Source organism: Glaciihabitans sp. dw_435, assembly GCF_018449675.1.
Classification (GTDB): Bacteria; Actinomycetota; Actinomycetes; order Actinomycetales; family Microbacteriaceae; genus Glaciihabitans.
The window spans coordinates 67,858-88,528 of the sequence record NZ_JAAVUZ010000001.1; the positions used below are offsets into that span (position 1 = coordinate 67,858).

A 20,671-nucleotide genomic window follows, 5' to 3' on the forward strand; every position below is an offset into this window, starting at 1 on the left:
CGACCCGCCACGTCGCGGCGAGTGCGATCCCCACTGGTATTGGGGATCTCTCACGGATAGCGTGATTGGCGTGGGTGTAGTCATCATCATGGCGGTCGCCGCCGTTATCGTGTTCGTGGTCGTGATTCTCTGTTCGAACGGGGTCATCCGGCGTAATCACGTCGTGGGGCTGCGGATTCCGGCCGTTCTCGCGTCGGACGACTCGTGGCGCGAGGGGCATCGCGTCGCGGTGGTGCCGACGGGTGTCGGGGTAGCCGTGTCCGTGATTGTCGTGCTGGCGTGCTGGCTGGATCCCGCCCTTCGGGACGCGGGCCCGGCGATCGCGGTGGCCACCCTCGTGATTCCGCTGGTGTGGGCGGCGATTCGCGCCAACCGGCTGGCGTAGCTGCCAGCGATATCTCCTGCCAGTCGGAATCTCCGCTCGCGGATGCACGCAAACCGGTTGATGTTACGGAGCACTAACGTTGCGGGGGAGCCCGCCGCACCGCGACACAGACGCAGCACCCCGCACCACCGAGAGGACGACACCGATGTTGTACGCAGACACCACCCCCGCCGCCAAGCGCGAGACGTTCCGCGCGCGGCTCGCCAGCGGCGAGGTTCTCCAGTTTCCCGGGGCGTTCAACCCGCTCTCGGCCAAGCTCATCGAGGACAAGGGTTTCGACGGCGTCTACATCTCCGGCGCGGTCATCAGCGCCGACCTCGGTCTCCCCGACATCGGCCTGACGACGCTCAGCGAGGTCGCCCAGCGGTCGTCTCAGATTGCGCGGATGACCCACCTGCCGTCACTCGTGGATGCGGACACCGGTTTCGGCGAACCCATGAACGTTGCCCGCACCGTGCAGACTCTCGAAGACGCGGGTGTCGCCGGCCTGCACATCGAGGACCAGGTCAATCCGAAGCGTTGCGGCCACCTCGACGGCAAGGCCGTGGTGGACGCCGATACCGCGATCAAGCGGATCCGCGCTGCAGTGCAGGCCCGCCGCGACCCCAACCTGCTGATCATGGCGCGCACCGACATTCGCGCCCTCGAGGGCGTGCAGTCCGCGATCGACCGGGCGAAGCAGCTCGTGGATGCCGGAGCGGACGCCATCTTCCCCGAGGCCATGGCCACGCTCGAGGAGTTCGCCGCGGTGCGGGCCGCCATCGATGTGCCGATCCTCGCGAACATGACCGAGTTCGGCAAGAGCGAGCTGTTCACGAAACAGCAACTCGCCGACGTCGGTATCAACATCATCATCTACCCGGTCAGCCTTCTGCGGCTGGCAATGGGAGCCGCCGAGCGCGGCCTCGACGAGCTGAAGTCCGGCGGGACGCTGCAGCCGGTCGTGCCGGAAATGCAGACCCGCGCCCGCCTCTACGAACTTCTCGACTACGAGGACTACAACGCGTTCGACGCCGGAGTCTTCAACTTCCAGGTGCCCGGTGGGCCGGTGCCCACCGGAATCTAGCGCGCCACACCCATCCGCGGGGCAACATTGCGAAATGGGTCAGCCTCTTACGGAGTGTGACCGCGACGGTCGCCCTCCGGCCGGCAGCTGCCTACCGTCGAAGCATGCCGACACCCGTCACTCCCTCCTCCGAACCCGCCCGCGACGGACACGTGATTCTCGGTGCGACCGTCCGCACGCTCGGCGCGTGGCCATCGGGCTGGCGGTACCCGGGTGCGCACAGGGATCCGCTGAATGACCCGGCAGCGCTCCGGGCGATCGCTCACACGGCCGAGGCCGCGGGACTGCAGTTCCTTTACTTCGGTGACTGGCTCGCCACCGATGCCGAGTTCGAGCTGACCGACCCCTACCTCCTCGCCCGCATCGAGCCGTTCGCCGCGGTGAACTATCTCGCCGCCGTGACCGAGCGGATCGGCCTCATCGCCACCGCCAACTCCGCGCACTCCGAGCCGTACACCGTCGCCCGCTCGTCCGCCTCCCTCGACATCCTCAGCGCTGGGCGCGCGGGCCTGTCGGTCGCCAGCAGCGCCGAGATCCGCTCCGCAGCAAACTTCGGGTGGGCCACCGTACACAGCGACGCCGACCGCTTCCGCTCCGCGGGTGAATTCGTCGAGATTCTCCGCGGCCTCTGGGACAGCTGGGACGACGACGCGTTCATAGCGGATGCCGCGACCGGCCGGCTCATCGACGCCGCGGGCCTCCACATCCTCGATTACGTCGGCCAGGTGCACGCGGCCCGGGGACCGCTGAACGTGGTGCGACCCCCGCAGGGTCATCCGCCCATCGCCGTCGCCGGCACCGCACCCAACGCCCGCGACCTCGCCACCCGGGAAGCGGACATCTCGTTCGTCTCGCCCGGCACGTTCGACGAGGCAGTCGAGTCCTACCGCTCCACCAAGAACGAGGTCGCACTCGCCGGCCGCGAACCGGAGGAGTTCGTCATCATCAGCCCGCTGCTGCCCATCGTCGCGCCCACCCGCGCCGGGGCGTGGGAGATCTACGACCGCCTGGTGGATCTGGTCGTCGTCGAAGAGTCGGATGGCGCGGCCGCGGTGGCGCCCCTCCCGACGAACCGCACCATCAAACGACTGTCGAGCGTGCTCGGCGTGCAACTGGCGGGCGTGCCGCTCGACCTGGAGGTGCCCGCCCGCAGCGCCGGACGATTCAGCAGCCTCGGCAAGGCGCTTCTGCAGGTGGTGCGCGAACGCTCGGGCCGCACCATTGGCGGGGAACGCCCGGTCACGTACCGGCACCTGCTCGTGGCCCACGCGGTTCCGGCGCCGGTGCTCGTCGGATCCGTCACCGATGTCGCCGACCACATCGAGCTGTGGTTCCGCGGCCGCGCCGTCGACGGATTCACCATTCTCTCGGCCTTCGTGGGCGAACAATTCGATACGTTTGCCTCACTGGTGGTTCCCGAACTCACGCGCCGTGGTCTCTTTCCGCACGGGTACGAGGGCGCAACGTTGCGCGATCACCTGGGGTTGCCGGCGGTTCCGAGCCGGTCGGTGACGACCCCGGTGCCACCCGTGACATCCGCACCATTTTCATCCGCTCTACCGACATTCGAAGGACGAACCCGTGGCTGACCTCACCCCCATTTCCGCCGACCAGGCCCGCGCACGCATCGAGGGTGGCGCGCTGCTCGTGGATGTCCGCAGCGAGGCCGGGCGCGAGTCCGCCGGAACGATCACCGGCGCGACCATCGTCGCGAAGGACGAGGTCGCCGCGTTCGCCGCCCGCACCGCTCCCGACCGCGACATCGTCGTGTTCTGCGGCAGCATCGACGGCTCCGGGCCGTTCGTGAACTTCCTCGACGAGCAGGGTTTCAGCCACGTCGACCACGTCGACGGTGGGTTCGACGCGCTGCGGGCTGCCGGCGTTGAGTGAGCTGTCCCGCCTCGACGTCGACACCGTCGTCATCGGTGGCGGCGCCATGGGGTCGGCAACTGCCCGCGCGCTCGCCCTGAAGGGAGTTGACGTTCTGCTGCTCGAGCGGTTCGAACCCGGGCACAAGAACGGGGCCTCGCACGGGGCATCCCGCAACTTCAACGTTTCCTACGCTGACCCGACCTACGTGGCGATGCTGCGCGAGGCGTTGCCGCTGTGGCGCGGGCTCGAGGGTGAGACCGGGCTTCCCGTGCTCGAGCTCACCGGGATCGCCAATCACGGTAACAACCCCGACTTCCCGCTGATTCATGAGGCCCTGAGTGCCGCGGGCATTCCGTCGGAGGCGCTGTCGGTGGCCGAGGCGGAGCGTCGGTGGCCCGGCATCCGCTTCGACACGACCGTGCTCTACACGCCCGAGGCCGGCCGGCTCAACGCGGATGCCGCAGTCGCCGCGCTGCAGGCGTCCGCGGTCACGCATGGCGCGCAGGTGCGGCACGGTGCCCGCGTTCTCTCGGTGCGCGTGCTCGGCGACGACCGGGTGAGCGTGCTGATCGAGACGCCCACCGGCGAGGAGACCATCGTCGCCCGCCGCGCCGTCGTCACCGTGGGCGCGTGGACGCAGAAGCTTCTCGGCGACGTGCTCGAACTGCCGTCGCTCGTCGTCACGCAGGAGCAGCCCGCCCACTTCGCGGTGCGCGACCCCGACATCGTGTGGCCCGGGTTCAATCACGCGCCCGACCCGACGTCCGCCGACTACGACTGGTGGTACACGGGCATCTACGGCATGTTCACCCCGGGCGAGGGCGTGAAAGCCGGGTGGCACGGCAGCGGCCCCCTCACCGATCCGGACGCCCGCACGTGGCTGCCGGAGCCTGCCCAGCTCGCGGCGCTGCAGCGCTACGCCCGCGAGTGGCTGCCGGGCACAGATCCGGACGACTTCGTGCCGATCAGCTGCACCTACACGACGACCGCGGACTCGAACTTCGTGCTCGACCGGGTCGGTCCCGTCGTGGTCGGCGCCGGGTTCTCGGGCCACGGTTTCAAGTTCACTCCCACCGTCGGCCGGATTTTGGCGGACCTGGTGGATGACTCTGCGCCGGCGCCCGCCCTGTTCGGGCTGCGTTCCCGGCGCTGACCCACCGGCCCGGGGCATCCGCCCCTCGGTTTCGCCGCGGGCCCTGCGTTCCCTGCCGCCCCACCTCACGTCCCCCGCAATGCCCCGCACCCTCCCGGTGCGGGGCATTCGTGGTTTCGGGGGCGAATAGTCTCCCGATCCGCGTCGCCACGTCAACGATGTTGCGCTTCATGACGCGTGTGACGCTCCGTGAAGGGGCACGCGTGACCGCGCAATGACGCCGTTCTACCGTCGCTACATACACACCGCTGATATTGCGACGCGGCTGTATGCAGCACCCGCCCCATTCACCCACAACGACTACTTGCACGAGAGGAGCGAACGTTGACGACGACAACCCCGCCGCGGACTGACCAGAACAACGCCACCGCCGATGCCGACGGACGCCCCACCGTGTCGGCTAACGCCGTACCGGAGGGTGTGAACCTCAGAGCGCTCGCCGAGCGTCGCGTGATTCCCCTGCGTCACCCGGTGCGCTGGGTCATCACCGCACTCGTGCTCGTCGTACTGCTGAACTTCGGGCAGACGCTCTTCACCAACCCGGCGTGGGAGTGGGCGAAGGTCGGCAAGTGGTTCTTCAGCCCCGCCATTCTCGCCGGGCTGCAGCTAACCCTGCTGGCCACGGGTATCAGCGCGGTCGTCAGCTTTCTCGGCGGAATCGTGGTCGCTCTTGGCCGGCTGTCGGGCAACCCCATCCTCAGCGGTGCGAGTTGGCTCTACATCTGGGTGTTCCGCTCGGTGCCGCTCATCCTCGTGCTCATCTTTCTCTACAACCTGGGCAGCCTGTATCCCACGATCGGCATCGGCATCCCCTTCGGTCCTCAGTTCGAGGTGCAAACGTTCACCCTGCTGAGCGACCTGACCCTCGGGGTCATCGGGCTGAGCCTCAGCGAGATTGCGTACTCGGCCGAGGTGGTGCGGTCGGGTCTGCTCGCCGTCGACCAGGGACAGCACGAGGCGGCGAAGTCGCTCGGCATCCCGCGCCGGCGGCAGTTCACCCGGATCGTTCTGCCGCAGGCGTTGCGGTCGATCGTGCCGGCCTACGTCAACCAGATCGTCGGTCTGCTCAAGGCGAGCTCGCTGCTGTTCTACGTGTCGTTGCTCGACCTGTTTGGTGTGGTGCAGAACCTCGGCAGCACGTATCCGACGGACATCATCCCGCTGCTGGTGGTGGCGACCATCTGGTACCTGATCCTCACCAGCGCGATCTCGATCATCCAGTACTACGTCGAGCGCTTCTACGCGCGAGGCACGACCCGCACCGCGCTGCCGCTCACCCCGTTCCAGCGCGTTCGTGCCGCAGCGAACTCACTCCGAGGAGACTCCCTATGACCACGTCAGCTCCCGCCCAGACCTCGACCGCCGTCGACACAGCCGCGGCAACCGCCGCCGCCGGTGACCCGACCACGGCCGTCGAGATTCACAACGCGACCAAGTCGTTCGGTGACCGCCAGGTACTCAAGGGCGTCGACCTCACGGTGAAGAAGGGCACGGTGACAGTGATCCTCGGTCCGTCGGGCTCCGGCAAGTCCACCCTGCTGCGCGCGATCAACCATCTCGAAAAGCTCGATGAGGGATACGTGGTCGTCGGCGACGAACTGGTCGGCGTGCGCGTCGTCGGAGATCGCTTCAAGGAGCTGCACGAGAAGCAGATCCTGCGCCAGCGCTCGAAAATCGGATTCGTCTTTCAGAACTTCAACCTGTTCCCGCACCTCACCATCCTCGAGAACATCGTCGAGGCGCCCATTTCGCTCGGCATCAAGCCGAAGGCCGCCCGCGAGCTGGCTCGCACACTGCTGGAGCGGGTGGGGCTTGCGGACAAGCAGTCCGCGTATCCGCGGCAGCTCTCGGGCGGACAGCAGCAGCGGGTGGCCATCGCCCGCGCTCTGGCCTTCGATCCGGAGCTGATCCTCTTCGACGAGCCCACGTCGGCGCTCGATCCGGAACTGGTGGGCGAGGTCCTCGGAGTCATCCGCACGCTCACCGGAGGCGGCACAACACTCATCGTCGTCACCCATGAAATCGGCTTCGCCCGCGAGTGTGCCGACTGGATCGTGTTTCTCGATGAGGGGCGGATCGTCGAGCAGGGCCGTCCCGAGGACGTACTCGACCGTCCGCGCGAGCGCCGCACCCAAGACTTCCTCAGCAAAGTGCTGTGAAGACCGTCCCCACCACGAACCACAGCACCTAAGGAGAAACGTGCCCTCGAACACAGCCCGACTGTTGCGTACAGCCGGAACCCTCATACTCGCCGCGTCGTTGGTCACGGCCGTCGCCGCCTGCTCATCCGGAGCGGAGGCCGAATCAACCAAGGGATCGGTCACCGTCGCAGACTTCGCCGCGGACGCAGGCACCAAGACCGTCATCAAGGTCGATCAGGTCGACTCGATTCGCAAGCAGCTGCCCGAGTCCGTCATTAAGAGCGGCAAGTTCGTTATCGGCGTTGGCGCGCTGCCTGCAGGCTTCCCGCCGCTGGCGTTCACCGGCGACGACCAGAAGACACTGACCGGAGCGGAGCCCGACCTCGGTCGTCTCGTCGCCGCGGTCTTCGGCCTCGAACCCGTGATCAAGAACGCCACGTGGGACAACCTGTTCGTCGGGATCGACACCGGTGCCACGAACGCCGGATTCTCGAACATCACCGACACCGAGCAGCGCAAGGAGAAGTACGACTTCGCTTCGTACCGCCAGGACAACCTCGGTTTCGAGGTGCTGAAGGACAGCGCGTGGAACTTCGACAGCGACTACGAGAACCTCGCTGACCAGACCGTCGCCGTGAGCGCCGGAACCAACCAGGAGAAGCTGCTGCTCGAATGGCAGACCAAGCTCAAGGCCGAGGGCAAGAAGCTCGAGATCAAGTACTACCCGGACGCCAACTCGACGTACCTCGCACTGAACTCCGGAAAGATCGACGCCTCGTTTGGCCCGAACCCGGGAATCGCTTACCACGCGCTGCAGGACGCCAAGTCGGCAAACCCGACCCGCGCCGCCGGCACGTTCTCCGGGGCCGGCGAGTCGCTGCAGGGCCTGATCGCCGCCACCACCAAGAAGGACAGCGGTCTCGCCGAACCCCTGGCTGCCGCGATCAACTACCTGATCGACAACGGCCAGTACGCCACGTGGCTCGAGGCCTACAACCTCACCAATGAGGCTGTTGCCAAGTCCGAGATCAACCCTCCCGGACTGCCGATCACCAACCAGTAACTCGTGCCGTGGTGACTGCTCTGCATCGCGACACGTGAACGCCTTCGGCCGCTGCGCCTCCCCTCCTCGGGACGTGCAGCGGCCGAATTCATGACCGGATCTGATCCCCGAACCTCCACGACAGGAAGGCACCATGGCTGCAGCAGGCACACCGCGCGTCCCGTCGTCGCTTCCCACGACGCCGAGCACCACCTACCTGGAGGCGCAGACTCTTCGCACCGAAAAGGCCGCCCGCGCCGCCGTGCCGGTCACATCGCCGTACGGCGGCGCTCCCGCCGATCTCGCCACGGCGGTGCGCGCGGCCGTTGACGACATCGCCGGCGAGACCGTAGCGCTCTCGCAACGGATATTCGCCCTCGCCGAGGAGGCGTTTCATGAGGTGGAGAGTGTGCAGAGCATCGTCGGGACGCTCGCGGCCCGGGGCATCCACTCGTCCGTTGGTGTATTTGGTCTTGAGACTGCCTTCATGGCCCAGATCGGTGACCCCGCCGGGCCGACCATCGCAATTCTCGCGGAGTACGACGCGCTGCCCGGCATCGGTCACGGCTGCGGCCACAACATCATTGCGGCGAGCGCGGTCGGCGCCTTTCTCGCGCTGGCGAGCATCGCCGACCGGCTTCCCGGGCGCGTGGTGCTGCTGGGCACGCCCGCCGAGGAGGGCAACAGCGGCAAGGAACTGCTCGCGCGCGGCGGTGCGTTCGACGCAGTGGATGCCGCGATCATGGTGCATCCCTTCGGCTACGACGCGCTCGATCATCCGTTCATCGGCCGGCGTATTCTGCGAGTGACGCACACGGGTGTGGCCGCGCACGCGTCCGCTGCCCCGTTCATGGGACGCAACGCGCTCGACGCCGTCGCGCTCAACTACCAGGCAGTCGGGTTTCTGCGCCAGCACCTGCCACCCGGCGACCGGGTGCACGGCATCATCACCGCCGGCGGAGACAGGCCCAGCATCGTTCCGCAGTCCGCAACCATCGAGTACTACCTGCGCTCCCCGGATGCCGCCACGCTTGCCGAACTGAGCCTGCGTCTGGAAGACATCGCGGCCGGGGCGGCGCTCGCGACGGGCACCGGGTTCACTCTCGAGTGGGATCCACAGCCGTACACGCTGCCCACCCGGTTCAACGGTCCGTTGGGTGAGCGCTGGGCTGTGCGACAGGCCGAGCGTGGGCGCCAAGTGCTGACCCGGGCCGTGGTGCCCAGCGAACTGGCGGCATCCACCGACTTTGGCAACGTGAGCGTGCGGGTGCCGGGCATTCATCCCACGATCGCGGTGAGCCCACCGGACGTGGCGCTGCACACCGCAGAGTTCGCCGAGTACGCCCGGTCGCCCGCGGGAGACCGCGCCGCGCTCGACGGGGCATACGGGCTCGCCCTCACCGCTCTTGACTATCTCGCCGACCCGCACCTGCGGGCCGCCGTCGACCGCGACTTTGTCGAGGCCGGCGGAGTTATCGATGTTGAAAGGTACTTCTCATGACGACACCAGTCGTGTACGCACTCCACGAGAACCCCGAGTGGTTCGGCCCGTTCCGCGCGGCATTCGAAGCCGAGGGAGTGCCGGTCGTCGAGTGGCTGCTCGTCGACGGCGTGCTCGACCTCGACGAGGTTCCACCCGACGGCATCTTCTGGTCGCGCATCAGCGCGTCGTCACACACCCGCGGGCACGGCCTGACCAAGGAATACACCCGCTCCGTGCTCAACTGGCTGGAGGCTCACGGCCGCCGCACGGTCAACGGACGGCGGGTACTTGAGCTCGAGGTCAGCAAGGTCGACCAGCTCACGGCGCTCAAAGCATTCGGCATCGACGTGCCGCGCACCCGTGCCGTCATCGGCAGCCAGCACATCGTGGAGGCAGCCCGCACCTTTCCGACGCCCTTCATCACCAAGCACAACCAGGGCGGCAAGGGCCTCAGCGTTCATCGCTTCGACAGTGTCGCTGAGCTCGACGCCTGGGTGAACTCGGACGACTTCGAGGAGCCGCAGGACGGAATCACCCTCGTGCAGGAATACCTGGCCCCGGCCCAGCCTCGCATCACCCGCGTTGAAATCGTCGACGGTGAGCTGGTGTACGCCATCACGGCGGACACGGCCCGCGGCGGATACCAGTTGTGCCCCGCGGACGCGTGTGAAGTGGATGCCACGACCGGCGCGCTCATCACGCCACCGGGTGCCACCATCAAGCCCGGCGCCGGGCAGAAACTGTTTGCCCTGCGGGAGGGATTCGAGCATCCCGTCGTCGAGCAGTACCGCGCGTTCACCCGGGCGCACGGTATCGAGGTCGCCGGCATCGAGTTCATCGAGACCGTGGATGGCCGCGTGGTGACGTATGACGTCAACACCAACACGAACTACAACGCGGACGTGGAGGCTGTTGCGCCACGGTCGGGTCCCCGCCAGATCGCGCGGTTGCTGGGGAGGGTGCTGCGCGAGGAGTATCCGACGGCCAGGTAGCGTCATAGCCAGAACACCCAGAGACGGAGATTCGACGTGACCCAGTCAGCGCGTGCCCGCACCGACGCGTCGCGTCACGACACGCTCGCGCTCGTGTGCTGCGTGGGTGCCGGGTTCGCCACCCTGCTCGACTCCTCGGTCGTCACCTACGCCGTGCCCTCGCTCGCAGACTCCCTCGCGGCACCGACGAGCGGTATCCAGTGGTTTCTCGCCGCCTACTCGCTGACCTTCGGGGTCGGGCTGGTTCCGGGCGGCCGGCTCGGGGATGCGTACGGTCGGCGTCCGCTGTTTCTCGTGGGCCTTGTGCTCTTTCTCGCCGGGGCGTTGTTCTCCGGCTTCGCTCCCACCATCTGGGTCGCGGTGGGCGCGCGGGCGGCTCAGGGGATCGGCGCGGGGCTGGTCAGCGCCCAGGTGCTCGGAATCATCCAGGACAGGTTCGCGGGAGCGCGGCGGGTGAGGGCGCTCGCCGCGTACACCGTTGCTGGTGCCGCCGCCGCGGTGGTTGGTCCTCTTGCCACGGGAGCGTTGCTGGGCATTCTGCCCGCTGACGTGGCCTGGCGTGCCATCCTGTTGCTCAACGTTCCGTTCATTGCGGCGACTCTCGTTCTGGCCATCAGGTTTATCCCCGCGGTCGCCCGCCAGCCGCGCCGGGTCGACCTGGACCTGCCGGGCGTTGCCGGTGTTGCCGCGCTCGTGCTCATCGTGACCATGCCGGTGATTGATCCCGGCATGGGGTCAACGGGAATCGCGACCATCGTGGTCGCCAGCGTCGCACTGATCGTGGCGCTCGTGTTCTGGGAGCGTCGGTACTCGCGCCGCGGACGGGTGCCGCTGTTCGTTCCGGCGCTCATGCGGTCGCGGGGATTCATTCGCGGCAACGTGATCGCGTTGACCTGGTTTGGAAGTGCCCTCGGCCAGGGGACCGTGTTGACCATTTTTCTGCTGCAGGGAGTTGGTCTGTCGGCACTGGGCGCCGCGCTCGTGCTGATCCCGGGCGCCGCGGCGCGCGTCGTCGCCTCCTCGTTCAGCTCGCGGGTGTTCGCGCGCGTCGGCCCGGTGCTGATCACCGTGGCACTCGCCGTGCAGGTCGCCGCGGTAATCACTCTGGTGAGCGTGAGCGACACCGTGGAGGGCGGGGCGTTGCTCGCTGCGTTCACCACGTTCGAGGTGGTGGTGGGAATCGCATCCGGGCTGCTCGAGCCGCCCCTGCGCGCTGTCACGCTTGGCTTCTCGGCTGCCCCGTTCCACGGTGTCGCCGCCTCGTTCCTGCAGCTCAGCCAGCGCCTGAGTGCCACGTTCTGTGTCGCGCTTGTCACGGGGCTGGTGCTGTCGGGCGGTGGGGGCGCGCACGCGGCCTCAGTCGAGGGGCTGCGGCTCGGGTTGCTCGCCTGCGCTGTGCTGCTGGGGATCGCCTTCGCCGCCTCCTGCGCGCGGTGGAAACTGCCGATTTCTTAGTACTCCAGCGCGTCGGCCGCGACAACATTACGTCATGTTTCGTTGATTGCGGCGAATGTCATATTTCGTCCGGTGAGGCACTCCTGCGAACTAGCGTCAGGCCATGACGACTCACACGGACACCCTCACGCAGGCGCAGCGCATTTCCGCGTCACCCGCCCCTACCGGCACGGCTGACTTTGCCGCCGAGTGGCTGCGGTGGCACGCCCGACACGAGGAGCAGCGCGCCGACAAACACGGCTTCCTCGCGATCACTGGGCTGCACTGGCTGACGAAGGACCCCACACGGTTCGACGACGCCCCGGGACTCTGGTCGACGGGAGAAGCCGGCCCGGTGGTCGAACTCGAGGCGGGCGAGTCGCTCGTTGTCCAGGACGCCGAAGTGACCGGTCGCTACGAGTTCGGCGTAATCGCCGAGCGCGGCAGTCGCCTCGCCAGCTCCGGTGACGCCGCCCTCGAGGTCGCCCGGCGAGGCGGACATGACATTCTGCGCCCGAGGCATCCCGAACATGTCCTTCGCACGGAGTATGTGGGCACACCCACCTATGCGCCCGACCCGGGCTGGAAGGTGGAGGGGCGGTTCGTGCCCTTCGATCAGCCGCGGGAGGTGACGGTGGGAGCCGCGGTGGAGGGCCTGTTGCACGTGTACGAGGCGCCGGGCGTCGTGCAGGTCGAAATCGACGGCCAGAGCATGTCGCTCACGGCGTTCAACGGTCACGCCCCGGGAAGCCTCCTCGTGCTCTTCACCGATGCGACCAGCGGCATCACGACGTATGCCGCGAACCGCGCGCTGAACATTGACGCCCCGGACGCCGACGGACGGGTCGTTGTTGACTTCAACCGGTCGACGAACCTCCCCTGCGCCTACACCGACTTCGCGACGTGCCCGTTGCCGCCAGCGGAGAACCGCCTGGCGGTCGCCATCACCGCGGGCGAGAAGATTCCGACCGAGCGCGGAGGGGCGGCGTCATGAGTGAGCACCTCCACCTCTCGGTCGCCCTCGACGGCGCCGGCTGGCACCCGTGGGCGTGGAAGGACGCGCGGGTTCGCCCGGCGGCCCTCTTCGGCGCCGACTACTGGATCGAGCAGGTAGCCACCGCCGAACGCGGGCTGCTCGACTTCGTCACCATCGAGGACTCGTTCGCCCTCCAGACCGGCGCGGCATTCACCCACGACGACCGCACCGACCACGTAACCGGCCGTCTCGACGCCGTCGAACTGGCCGCCCGCATCGCCCCCGAGACCACCCGCATCGGACTCGTGCCGTCGACCGACACCCTGCAGACGGAGCCGTTCCACCTCGCGTCGGCGCTCGCCACCGTCGACTTCGCCAGCCGCGGTCGCGCCGGCTGGCGTGTGCGTGCCGGCGGTGCCCGCGAGTCCGAGAACTTCGGACGCCGTGAGACCTTCGAGCTGACCCTCGACTGGTACCGCACGCCGGAGGGGCAGGCGCAGATCGCGCGTCAGTTCGACGAGGCGGTCGACGTGATCGAGGTTGTTCGCCGGTTGTGGGACAGCTGGGATGACGACGCGGTGATTCGGGATGTCCCGACGGGACGTTTCTTCGACCGCGACCGGGTACACCACGTGAACTTCGAGTCGAGCTCCTTCAGCATCGCCGGTCCATCCATCACCCCGCGACCTCCGCAGGGACAGGTGGTGGTCACGGCACTCGGGCACGCGACGGTTCCGTACCGCCTCGCCGCCCGCGGGGCGGACGTGCTGTTCGTCACCCCGACCTCGACGGAGGATGCCGCCCGCATCGTGGCCGAGGTGCGCGAGCTGGAGATCGAGGTCGGACGTACCCTCCCGCCGCTGCGGATCTTCGCCGACCTCGTTGTGCTGATCGACGCCACGAGCGCAGCGGCGTCCACCCGGCTGGAACGCTGGAACGAGCTCGACGGAGCCGCGTACGTGAGTGACGCGTTCATCGTTGCCGCGTCGGCTTCTGAGCTGGCAGATCTGCTTGAGGAGTGGCGTGACGCCGGTATCGAGGGATATCGCCTGCGCCCGGCATCCGCTCACCTGGACCTGCCCGCGATTGCCGACCAGCTGGTTCCGGAACTTCAGAGACGGGGCATATTCCGTCACGAGTATGAAGGCGACACCTTGCGAGGACACCTCGGGCTTGACCGCCCCGCCAACCGGTACGCGACCGCCACCGCGCCGCGCTCCGCCAGCACAGCACAGAACACGGAGAACTGAGATGACTGAGAAGACCGGCACGCCAGCGAAGCGTCAGGTGCACCTCGCGGCCGGGGTGCCCGGAGTCAACCACTACACGGTGTGGGGAGATCCCACGGCCGGAAGCCAGATCGATTTCGACACCTTTGAACACGTTGCGAAGACGGCTGAGCGCGGCTTCTTCGACTACTTCTTCCTCGCCGAGGGGCTGCGGGTGCGCGAGCGCAACGGCCAGCTACACGAGTTGGATGTCGCGGGGCGTCCCGACAACCTGACAGTGCTCGCTGCCGTGGCAGGAGTAACCAAGCACATCGGGCTTGTCGCCACGGCAAGCGCGGTGTTCAACGAGCCGTATGACCTCGCCCGCAAGCTCGCCTCGCTCGACCACCTCTCGAACGGGCGGGCCGGCTGGAACATCGTGGTCTCCGCGGACGCGTTCACGGGCGAGAACTTCCGCCGCGGTGGCTACCTGCCGTACGACGAGCGGTACGACCGGGCGGGCGAGTTCGTCGACCTGTCGCGCGTGCTGTGGGACAGCTGGCCGGAGAATGCGCTGCACAGCGCGGGTGCTGACTTTGTCAGTCGGGCGGATGTCGGTGACTACCGCTACTCCGGAAAATATTTCGACACCCACGGACAGTTCACGGTGCCGCGCAGCCCGCAGGGGCATCCGGTGCTGATTCAGGCCGGCGACTCCGCCGATGGACGGGACTTTGCCGTGCGCACCGTCGATGTCGTGTTCAGCCGCCACAGCGAGCCCGAGGCCGGTCGCGCCTTTAAGCGCGACATCTCGGCCCGCGCGGTCGCGATCGGGCGGGACCCCGAGAGCATCAAGGTGATCCCGGGCGCGAGCGTTGTGCTCGGCGACACCGAGGCGGAGGCCCGCGAGCGAGCCCGGGAGATCAGCTTCGCCCAGGTAACCCCGCAGACCGCGATCGCGCTGCTCCAGCAGGTGTGGGGCACCGATCTGTCGGGATATGACCCGGACGGACCGCTGCCGGCGGTGCCGACCACAGATGGCGATGACGTGATCCAGGGCATCGCCCGCCGCCACGACGACCGCCTCGCTACCGCGCGCGAGTGGTTCGCCCGCGCGGAGGCTGAGAATCTCTCGATCCGGCAGCTGGTGGTGGCCGCCACAACCCGTCACGAGTTCATCGGCACGGCATCCCAGATTGCCCAGCAGCTGGACGAGGCTGTGCAGTCGCGCGCCGCAGACGGCTACGTGCTGTCGGGCAACGTCGTGCCACACGGAATCGACGAGTTCGTCGACCAGGTTGTGCCGATCCTGCAGGAGCGTGGTGTGCTGCGCACCGAATATGCGGGTGCCACCCTGCGCGAGACTCTCGGGCTCGGCGAGCTGCCCGTCACCACGTCGTGGGCTGAGCGTCGGGCGTCGTGAGCCCACGCTTCCCGCGGTGGTGATTGACGTCTAGATCCGACGTCTGGATCCACGCTCGCACTCACGTGCGTGTTGAACGACGAAGGGGCCGTGTCCACGATGGACACGGCCCCTTCTGCGTTGCTACCCCGAGCGCGCCTACCGCGCGGTTACCTCCGGTCAGACGCGGGCGAGCGACCCACGCCGCACGGGAGCGACGACCGGCTCCGGCCACGGCGGGTCGGCGATGGTCTGGCGCAGCGCCGGCGCGACATCCGACTGGAAGAGCTCGAGGCTGTCAACGAACTGCGTGTGGGTGAACCCGTTCGGCTGCCCACCCACCGAAATCAGCGAGTAGCCGAACTGCTCGTGATACCGGCCCACCTTGTCGATGACCTCCTGCGGGCTCCCCACCAGCGCCGATCCCCGCTCCAGAAAGTCCTCGTAGCTGTCGTAGTCGGTGCGGGTGCCGGGCAACGAGTGGTCTGCCTGGGCGACGGATGCCACGAATTGCTCGTAAATCGGACGGTACGCCTCCCTCGCCTCCTGCGAGTTCCGCGTCACATACAGGCCGATGTGGCCGGCGCCCACGAGGGCGTCCACGGGATTGCGTCCGTGCTCAGCCCACTTCGCGCGGTAGTGCCGAATGAGCTCCGCGTACTTGGTGATCGGGTTCATCGCATTCGCCGAGAAGATCGGGTCGCCGAACTCGGCCGCCAGTTCGACCGAGCCCTCGGAGGTCGCCGACCCGTGCCAGATGCGGATCTTCTCCTGCAGTGGCCGCGGAAACGCCTGGGCATCGACGAGCGGCGAACTGCGGACGTTGGTGAGACCGGGGGTGGGCGACCAGGTCACCTTGTGGTCGCTCCACAGCTGGCGCAGCAGCGCGTAGTTTTCACGAATGGTGTCCCACGCCTCAAGTCGTCCGACCCCGAAGAGCTCGGTCTGCTCGGGGCCGTTGCCCTTGCCGATGATCAGCTCGAGCCTTCCACCGGAGAGGTGATCGACCGTGCCGTAGTCCTCCGCGACCCGCACCGGGTCGAGCACGGAGAGCAGGGTGACGCCGGTGAACAGGCGGATCTTCGAGGTGACGGCGGCAATGTGGCTGAGGATCACGGGCGGCGAGCTGGAGAGAAACGGCGCGTGGTGCCGTTCACCGACCGCGAACCCGTCGAATCCGAGTTCCTCGAACAGCACAGCCGAGTCGACGACCTGCGTCAGTCGCTCCGTCGTGGTGCTGGTGTGACCGTGGACGTCGGGTGTGTTGGCGATGAGATCCAGACCAATGAACTTGACCATGATCGGCTACTTCCCGCTCTTGTAGGCGTCGACGAGCGAGCCGAGACGTGAGTCGGCGCCGAGCACCACCCCGTGTACGGAGGCGGTTGTTCCGATGACCGTGGTCAGCTCGACGACGGGAATGTTGTAGCCGAGGTCGATGATGCGAGCGGATGCCTGTTGCGCCAGGGTGTTGCGCTGCGACTGGTCGGCAACAGCGAGCTGATCGACCAGCAGGGAGTTCAGCTCGTCATCGGTGTTGCCCCGGGTGTTCGTGGGGATCGCCGCCGAGAACTGCGTACGGAGCACGTCTCCGTCGGCGCGGGAGAGGTTGCCGTAGACCAGGTCGAACTTGCCGGCGGCCGAGTCCGCGAGATACTGCGGCACCGTGCCGCTGACGAGGCTGACGTCGACGCCGATCGTCTTGAGTTCCTGCTGAATGATTTCCAGCACCGACTGGTTGGCTGCGAAGTTCGAGATGTAGCCGATCGTCAGGCTGAGCTTCTCGCCGTCTTTCTCCCGGATGCCGTCCGAGCCGACCTTCCAGCCCGCGTCATCCAGTAGCTGTTCCGATTTTTTCGGGTCGTAGGCGATCTGCTTGCTGAGATCGATGTAGCCGGGGGTATTCGCGGCAAGAACGCTCGTGGCGACCTTGAAGTCGGGGGTGAGCGTTGCGTCGCGCACGGTCGTGCGGTCGATCGCCGTGAGCAGGGCCAGGCGCACATTCACATCGCTGAGTTTGGCGTGCGAGGCGAACGGGCTCAGGCCGAAGCTGAGGCCGGGGTTCGCCCGGATGATGAGGGGCAGCTTGCTGGAGCGCAGCGTCTCGATGTCCTGCGGCAGAACGCCGCCGATCACGTCGACCTGACCCGAGGTCAGACTTCCGGTGCGTACGCCCGCCTCGGGCACGACAGAAAATGTGACGCTGTCGAGGTAGGCCTCGCCCGTGTTCGAGTAGGTGCTCGGTGCCCACGCGTATCCAGCGCGCTTGCTGAGCTCGACCGACGTGTTCTTGGTGTAGCTCTTCAGCGTGAACGGTCCGCTGCCGATGATGGCCTCGCCCGTTGCGCGGTCGTCGAAGGGAACCTTCAGCGTGCTGAGGGCGGTGATGCCGAGGGAGGGGGATGACAGCGCCTGCGGGAATGCTCCGTTGGGGCTGCTGAAGGTGACCGTGAAGGTCGTGTCATCCTTCACCGTCGTTCCGACATACCCGGGCAGCGCGGTGATGGCGCCGGCGGCCTGTGCCCCGTTGGCGACGATGTCGTCGAAATTGGCCTTCACCACATCGGCGGTGAGGGGAGTGCCGTCGGAGAAGGTGACTCCGCTCCGCAGCACGAACGTGAAGGCTGTGGCGTCGGCGTTCGCGGTCCAGCTCTGTGCGAGCCAGGGGATGACCTTGCCCGTCGTGGGATCCTGCGAGGTCAGGGAGTCAACGAGCTGGCGCAGCACGTAGAGGGTGTCATTGCCGCTGCCGGTGGCGCGCGGATTGAGGTTGATCGGGTCGTTGGCGATGTCGAAGACGAGAGCGCCGCCCTTCACCGGTGTTGTGCTGTCCGACGCGGACGACGCGTCGGGTCCGGGTGACGCGCAGGCGCTGAGCGCGAGAGTGGCGGATGCGGCAACGATGGCGATCGCCACGGTGCGGCGGCGCCAGTGGCGAATTCGTGAGTGGGTCATGAGTGTTGTTCTCCTCTGGTGATGGCGGGTTCTCGCGGGCCGCGCGGGATGGCGGCCAGCAGTTCTCTCGTGTACTCGTGCTGGGGGGTGTCAAAGATCGCGTCGGTCGAGCCGCTCTCGACAAGTCGGCCGTGATACAGCACGCCCACCTCGTCGGACACCTGGCGCACGACCGCGAGGTCGTGGCTGATGAAGAGATAGGCGACGCCGAGTTCGGCCTGAAGGCCGGCGAGTAGCGAGAGAATTTGGGATTGCACCCGCACGTCGAGTGCCGAGACCGGTTCGTCGAGCACAACGAGTTCCGGTGACACGGACAGCGCCCGGGCGATGGCGACGCGTTGCCGCTGCCCTCCGGACAGCTCCCGGGGCTTGCGGGCGAGAGCCGATGCCGGGAGGGCGACGAGGTCGACCAACTCCGCGGCGCGGGCTCGGCGCTCGCCACGACCGGCGAGCTTCAGCGACCGCAGCGGCTCCGCGATGATGTCGCCGACCGACAACCGGGGGTCGAGCGACGCAAACGGGTTCTGATAGACCACCTGGATGCGGCGGCGCAGCTGGCGCAGACGCTCGCCGCGGAGCTGGGTGATGTCCTCGCCGTCGAACACGACGGTTCCGGAGGTGGGATCAACCAGGCGCAGGATGATCCGGGCGGTTGTCGTTTTGCCCGAACCGGACTCCCCGACCAGCGACAGGGTGCGACCCCGCGCGATGCTGAGGCTGACGCCGTCCACGGCGCGGGGCGCGTCGTCCGTGCGCCCGAAGGTTTTGGCCAGATCGCGCGCCTCCAGCAGCGGTGTCGGCGACAGGGCGTCCGCCGATACATCCTGGCGGGCACGGGTGAGAAAAGTTCCCCCTGCCGTGTGCAGACTGGGGGCGGCCGCAATCAGCGACCGGGTATACGGGTGCTGCGGGTTGCCCAGTATTTCGTCGGGGGTACCGTGCTCGACCACCTCGCCCTGCGACAGCACGAGGATGCGGTCCGCCCGGTCGGCGGCGACCCCCAGATCGTGGGTAATGAGGAGCACGGCGGCGCCCAGCTCCCGGGTGAGGGTGCCGATGTGGTCGAGGATGTGTCGTTGCACCGTGACATCCAGTGCACTGGTCGGTTCGTCCGCCACCACCAGCGCCGGGCGGGCGGCGAGGGCAATCGCGATGAGAACGCGCTGCTTCTGTCCGCCCGAGAGTTCGTGAGGATACTGGCGTGCCCGCACCTCGGGGTGATCGATGCCGGCGTTCGCGAGGGCCTCGATCGCCGAAATGAGCGCGGTCTTGCGATCGGCCAGCTTGTGAATCACCAGCACCTCGGCGACCTGATCGCCGATCCTCATCACCGGGTTGAGGTAGACGGTGGGGTCCTGCGGGATGTACCCGATGCGGCGTCCAAGAAGGCGGCGAACGGATGCCTCGCGCGCGGCGAGAATATCCGTGCCGTCGAAGGTGATGCTGCCCGCCGTCACGGTCGCGGCTCGCGGAAGCAACCGCACGAGGGCCGCGGCCGTCGTCGACTTTCCGGATCCCGACTCACCCACAACGGCGACCGTCTCACCCGGGTAGATGTCGAATCCAACGCCACGCACCGCGTGCACGGTGGTGCGTGAACTCGCGTAGTCGATGCGCACATCGCGCACGCTCAGCAGGGGAGTGGGCTGTGTCATCGGATCGTTCCTTCCCCGGTGAACGCGCGAGCGACCCGGTTTCCCGCGAGAACGGTGACCACGATCACGAGTCCGGGTGCGGTGGTGAGCCACCAGGCGCTGGCCAGAAAGTCGCGTCCGCCCGAGATGAGGGAGCCCCATTCGGGGATGGGTGGTTGTGCGCCGTAGCCCAGAAAGCTCAGCGACGAGATGGCGAGGATCGCGCCAGAAAAATCGAGGGCGAGGAGCGACAACAGAGGGATGACCGAGTTGGGCAGCACGTGGCGGAACAGGATGCGCACCGGGGTCGCCCCTCCCGCGTGTGCGGCCTCCACAAACACGCTGTGCTTGACCTTCAGCACCTCCGAGCGCAACACCCGGGCGTTGGTGGCGATCGACGTGAGCCCCACCGCGATGGCGACATTGATGGTGCCGAATCCGAGAGCGACGACGAATGCCAGCGCGAGCAGCAGGCCGGGAATCGAGAGCAACACATCGATGATGCGCATGAGCACGAGATCGACCCAGCCGCCGACGTACCCCGCGATCAGCCCGATGAGAGCCCCCACCACGAGCCCGACGCCGATGGCGACCGCTGCCGCGCGGATCGAGAGCTGGGCGCCGTAGACCACACGGGTGAACAGGTCGCGTCCGATCTGGTCGGTGCCAAAGATGTGCTGAGCGGATGGCGCGGTGCGCACGGTTCCGACGGTGGCGAGCGGGTCCGTCGCGGTGAACAGCGTCGGCACCACGGACGCCGCAATCAGCAACACCAGCCACACGACGGAGACGATCAGCCCGGGACGACTGCGCAGATAGCCCACGACAAAGCGTGTGCGACTGGTGGACTGCTCGGCGGAGTCATCCGCCACTGTCGCGTCGACCGCACGGGCCTCCGCGGGGCGAACGAGTGCAAATTCGGACATGA

The 20,671-nt window shown here is 67.5% G+C and carries 18 protein-coding genes; 14 read left to right on the forward strand and 4 right to left on the reverse strand.

Annotated features, from left to right (window positions below; translation table 11 throughout):
• Positions 1-70: 70 nt before the first annotated feature.
• From HB677_RS00270 to HB677_RS00335, 14 genes are all read left to right on the forward strand, one after another.
• Complete coding sequence (locus HB677_RS00270; protein ID WP_213813657.1) at positions 71-385, forward strand: SdpI family protein; 315 nt, start codon at positions 71-73, stop codon at positions 383-385.
• A gap of 145 nt (positions 386-530) precedes the next feature.
• Entirely contained in the window at positions 531-1,451 is a 921-nt protein-coding gene (prpB, locus tag HB677_RS00275; RefSeq protein ID WP_213813658.1) for a methylisocitrate lyase, read from the forward strand.
• A gap of 104 nt (positions 1,452-1,555) precedes the next feature.
• Positions 1,556-3,040 (forward strand): NtaA/DmoA family FMN-dependent monooxygenase, encoded by a 1,485-nt coding sequence (locus tag HB677_RS00280; protein WP_213813659.1) that lies wholly within the window; start codon positions 1,556-1,558, stop codon positions 3,038-3,040.
• Complete coding sequence (locus HB677_RS00285) at positions 3,033-3,341, forward strand: rhodanese-like domain-containing protein (protein WP_213813660.1); 309 nt, start codon at positions 3,033-3,035, stop codon at positions 3,339-3,341. Before HB677_RS00280 ends, HB677_RS00285 begins: the two co-directional genes overlap by 8 nt.
• Complete coding sequence (locus HB677_RS00290) at positions 3,334-4,476, forward strand: FAD-dependent oxidoreductase (protein WP_307852408.1); 1,143 nt, start codon at positions 3,334-3,336, stop codon at positions 4,474-4,476. Before HB677_RS00285 ends, HB677_RS00290 begins: the two co-directional genes overlap by 8 nt.
• Positions 4,477-4,800: 324 nt before the next feature.
• Entirely contained in the window at positions 4,801-5,808 is a 1,008-nt protein-coding gene (locus HB677_RS00295) for an amino acid ABC transporter permease (RefSeq protein ID WP_213813661.1), read from the forward strand.
• Positions 5,805-6,635 carry an amino acid ABC transporter ATP-binding protein gene (locus HB677_RS00300; protein WP_213813662.1) on the forward strand — a complete coding sequence of 277 codons (831 nt, stop codon included), beginning with the start codon at positions 5,805-5,807 and terminating at the stop codon, positions 6,633-6,635. Before HB677_RS00295 ends, HB677_RS00300 begins: the two co-directional genes overlap by 4 nt.
• A gap of 40 nt (positions 6,636-6,675) precedes the next feature.
• A complete protein-coding gene (locus HB677_RS00305; protein ID WP_307852410.1) occupies positions 6,676-7,680 on the forward strand; it encodes a transporter substrate-binding domain-containing protein in 1,005 nt (334 codons plus the stop codon).
• A 133-nt stretch (positions 7,681-7,813) separates the two neighbouring features.
• On the forward strand, positions 7,814-9,160 hold the full coding sequence (locus tag HB677_RS00310) for an amidohydrolase (RefSeq protein ID WP_213813664.1): 1,347 nt from the start codon (positions 7,814-7,816) through the stop codon (positions 9,158-9,160).
• Positions 9,157-10,134, forward strand: coding sequence for a RimK family alpha-L-glutamate ligase (locus HB677_RS00315; RefSeq protein ID WP_213813665.1), 978 nt, complete (start codon positions 9,157-9,159; stop codon positions 10,132-10,134). The genes HB677_RS00310 and HB677_RS00315 overlap by 4 nt, the downstream gene beginning before the upstream one ends.
• A gap of 36 nt (positions 10,135-10,170) precedes the next feature.
• Positions 10,171-11,589 carry an MFS transporter gene (locus HB677_RS00320; protein ID WP_213813666.1) on the forward strand — a complete coding sequence of 473 codons (1,419 nt, stop codon included), beginning with the start codon at positions 10,171-10,173 and terminating at the stop codon, positions 11,587-11,589.
• A gap of 103 nt (positions 11,590-11,692) precedes the next feature.
• Positions 11,693-12,562 (forward strand): DUF1684 domain-containing protein, encoded by an 870-nt coding sequence (locus tag HB677_RS00325; protein ID WP_213813667.1) that lies wholly within the window; start codon positions 11,693-11,695, stop codon positions 12,560-12,562.
• Positions 12,559-13,794 (forward strand): LLM class flavin-dependent oxidoreductase, encoded by a 1,236-nt coding sequence (locus tag HB677_RS00330; protein WP_213813668.1) that lies wholly within the window; start codon positions 12,559-12,561, stop codon positions 13,792-13,794. Before HB677_RS00325 ends, HB677_RS00330 begins: the two co-directional genes overlap by 4 nt.
• 1 nt (position 13,795) lies before the next feature.
• On the forward strand, positions 13,796-15,175 hold the full coding sequence (locus HB677_RS00335) for an NtaA/DmoA family FMN-dependent monooxygenase (RefSeq protein ID WP_213813669.1): 1,380 nt from the start codon (positions 13,796-13,798) through the stop codon (positions 15,173-15,175).
• Between the two features lie 159 nt (positions 15,176-15,334).
• Here the strand turns inward: HB677_RS00335 and HB677_RS00340 are convergent, their stop codons facing one another.
• The 4 genes from HB677_RS00340 to HB677_RS00355 are packed head-to-tail and all read right to left on the reverse strand — an operon-like array spanning position 15,335 to position 20,669.
• Entirely contained in the window at positions 15,335-16,453 is a 1,119-nt protein-coding gene (locus tag HB677_RS00340) for an LLM class flavin-dependent oxidoreductase (protein WP_213813670.1), read from the reverse strand.
• A 6-nt stretch (positions 16,454-16,459) separates the two neighbouring features.
• Complete coding sequence (locus HB677_RS00345; RefSeq protein ID WP_213813671.1) at positions 16,460-18,109, reverse strand: ABC transporter substrate-binding protein; 1,650 nt, start codon at positions 18,107-18,109, stop codon at positions 16,460-16,462.
• A complete protein-coding gene (locus HB677_RS00350; protein ID WP_213813672.1) occupies positions 18,106-19,764 on the reverse strand; it encodes an ABC transporter ATP-binding protein in 1,659 nt (552 codons plus the stop codon). The genes HB677_RS00345 and HB677_RS00350 overlap by 4 nt, the downstream gene beginning before the upstream one ends.
• The gene (locus HB677_RS00355) at positions 19,761-20,669 is read right to left on the reverse strand and encodes an ABC transporter permease (protein ID WP_213813673.1); all 909 of its coding nucleotides are present in this window, start codon (positions 20,667-20,669) and stop codon (positions 19,761-19,763) included. Before HB677_RS00355 ends, HB677_RS00350 begins: the two co-directional genes overlap by 4 nt.
• Positions 20,670-20,671 lie beyond the last annotated feature (2 nt).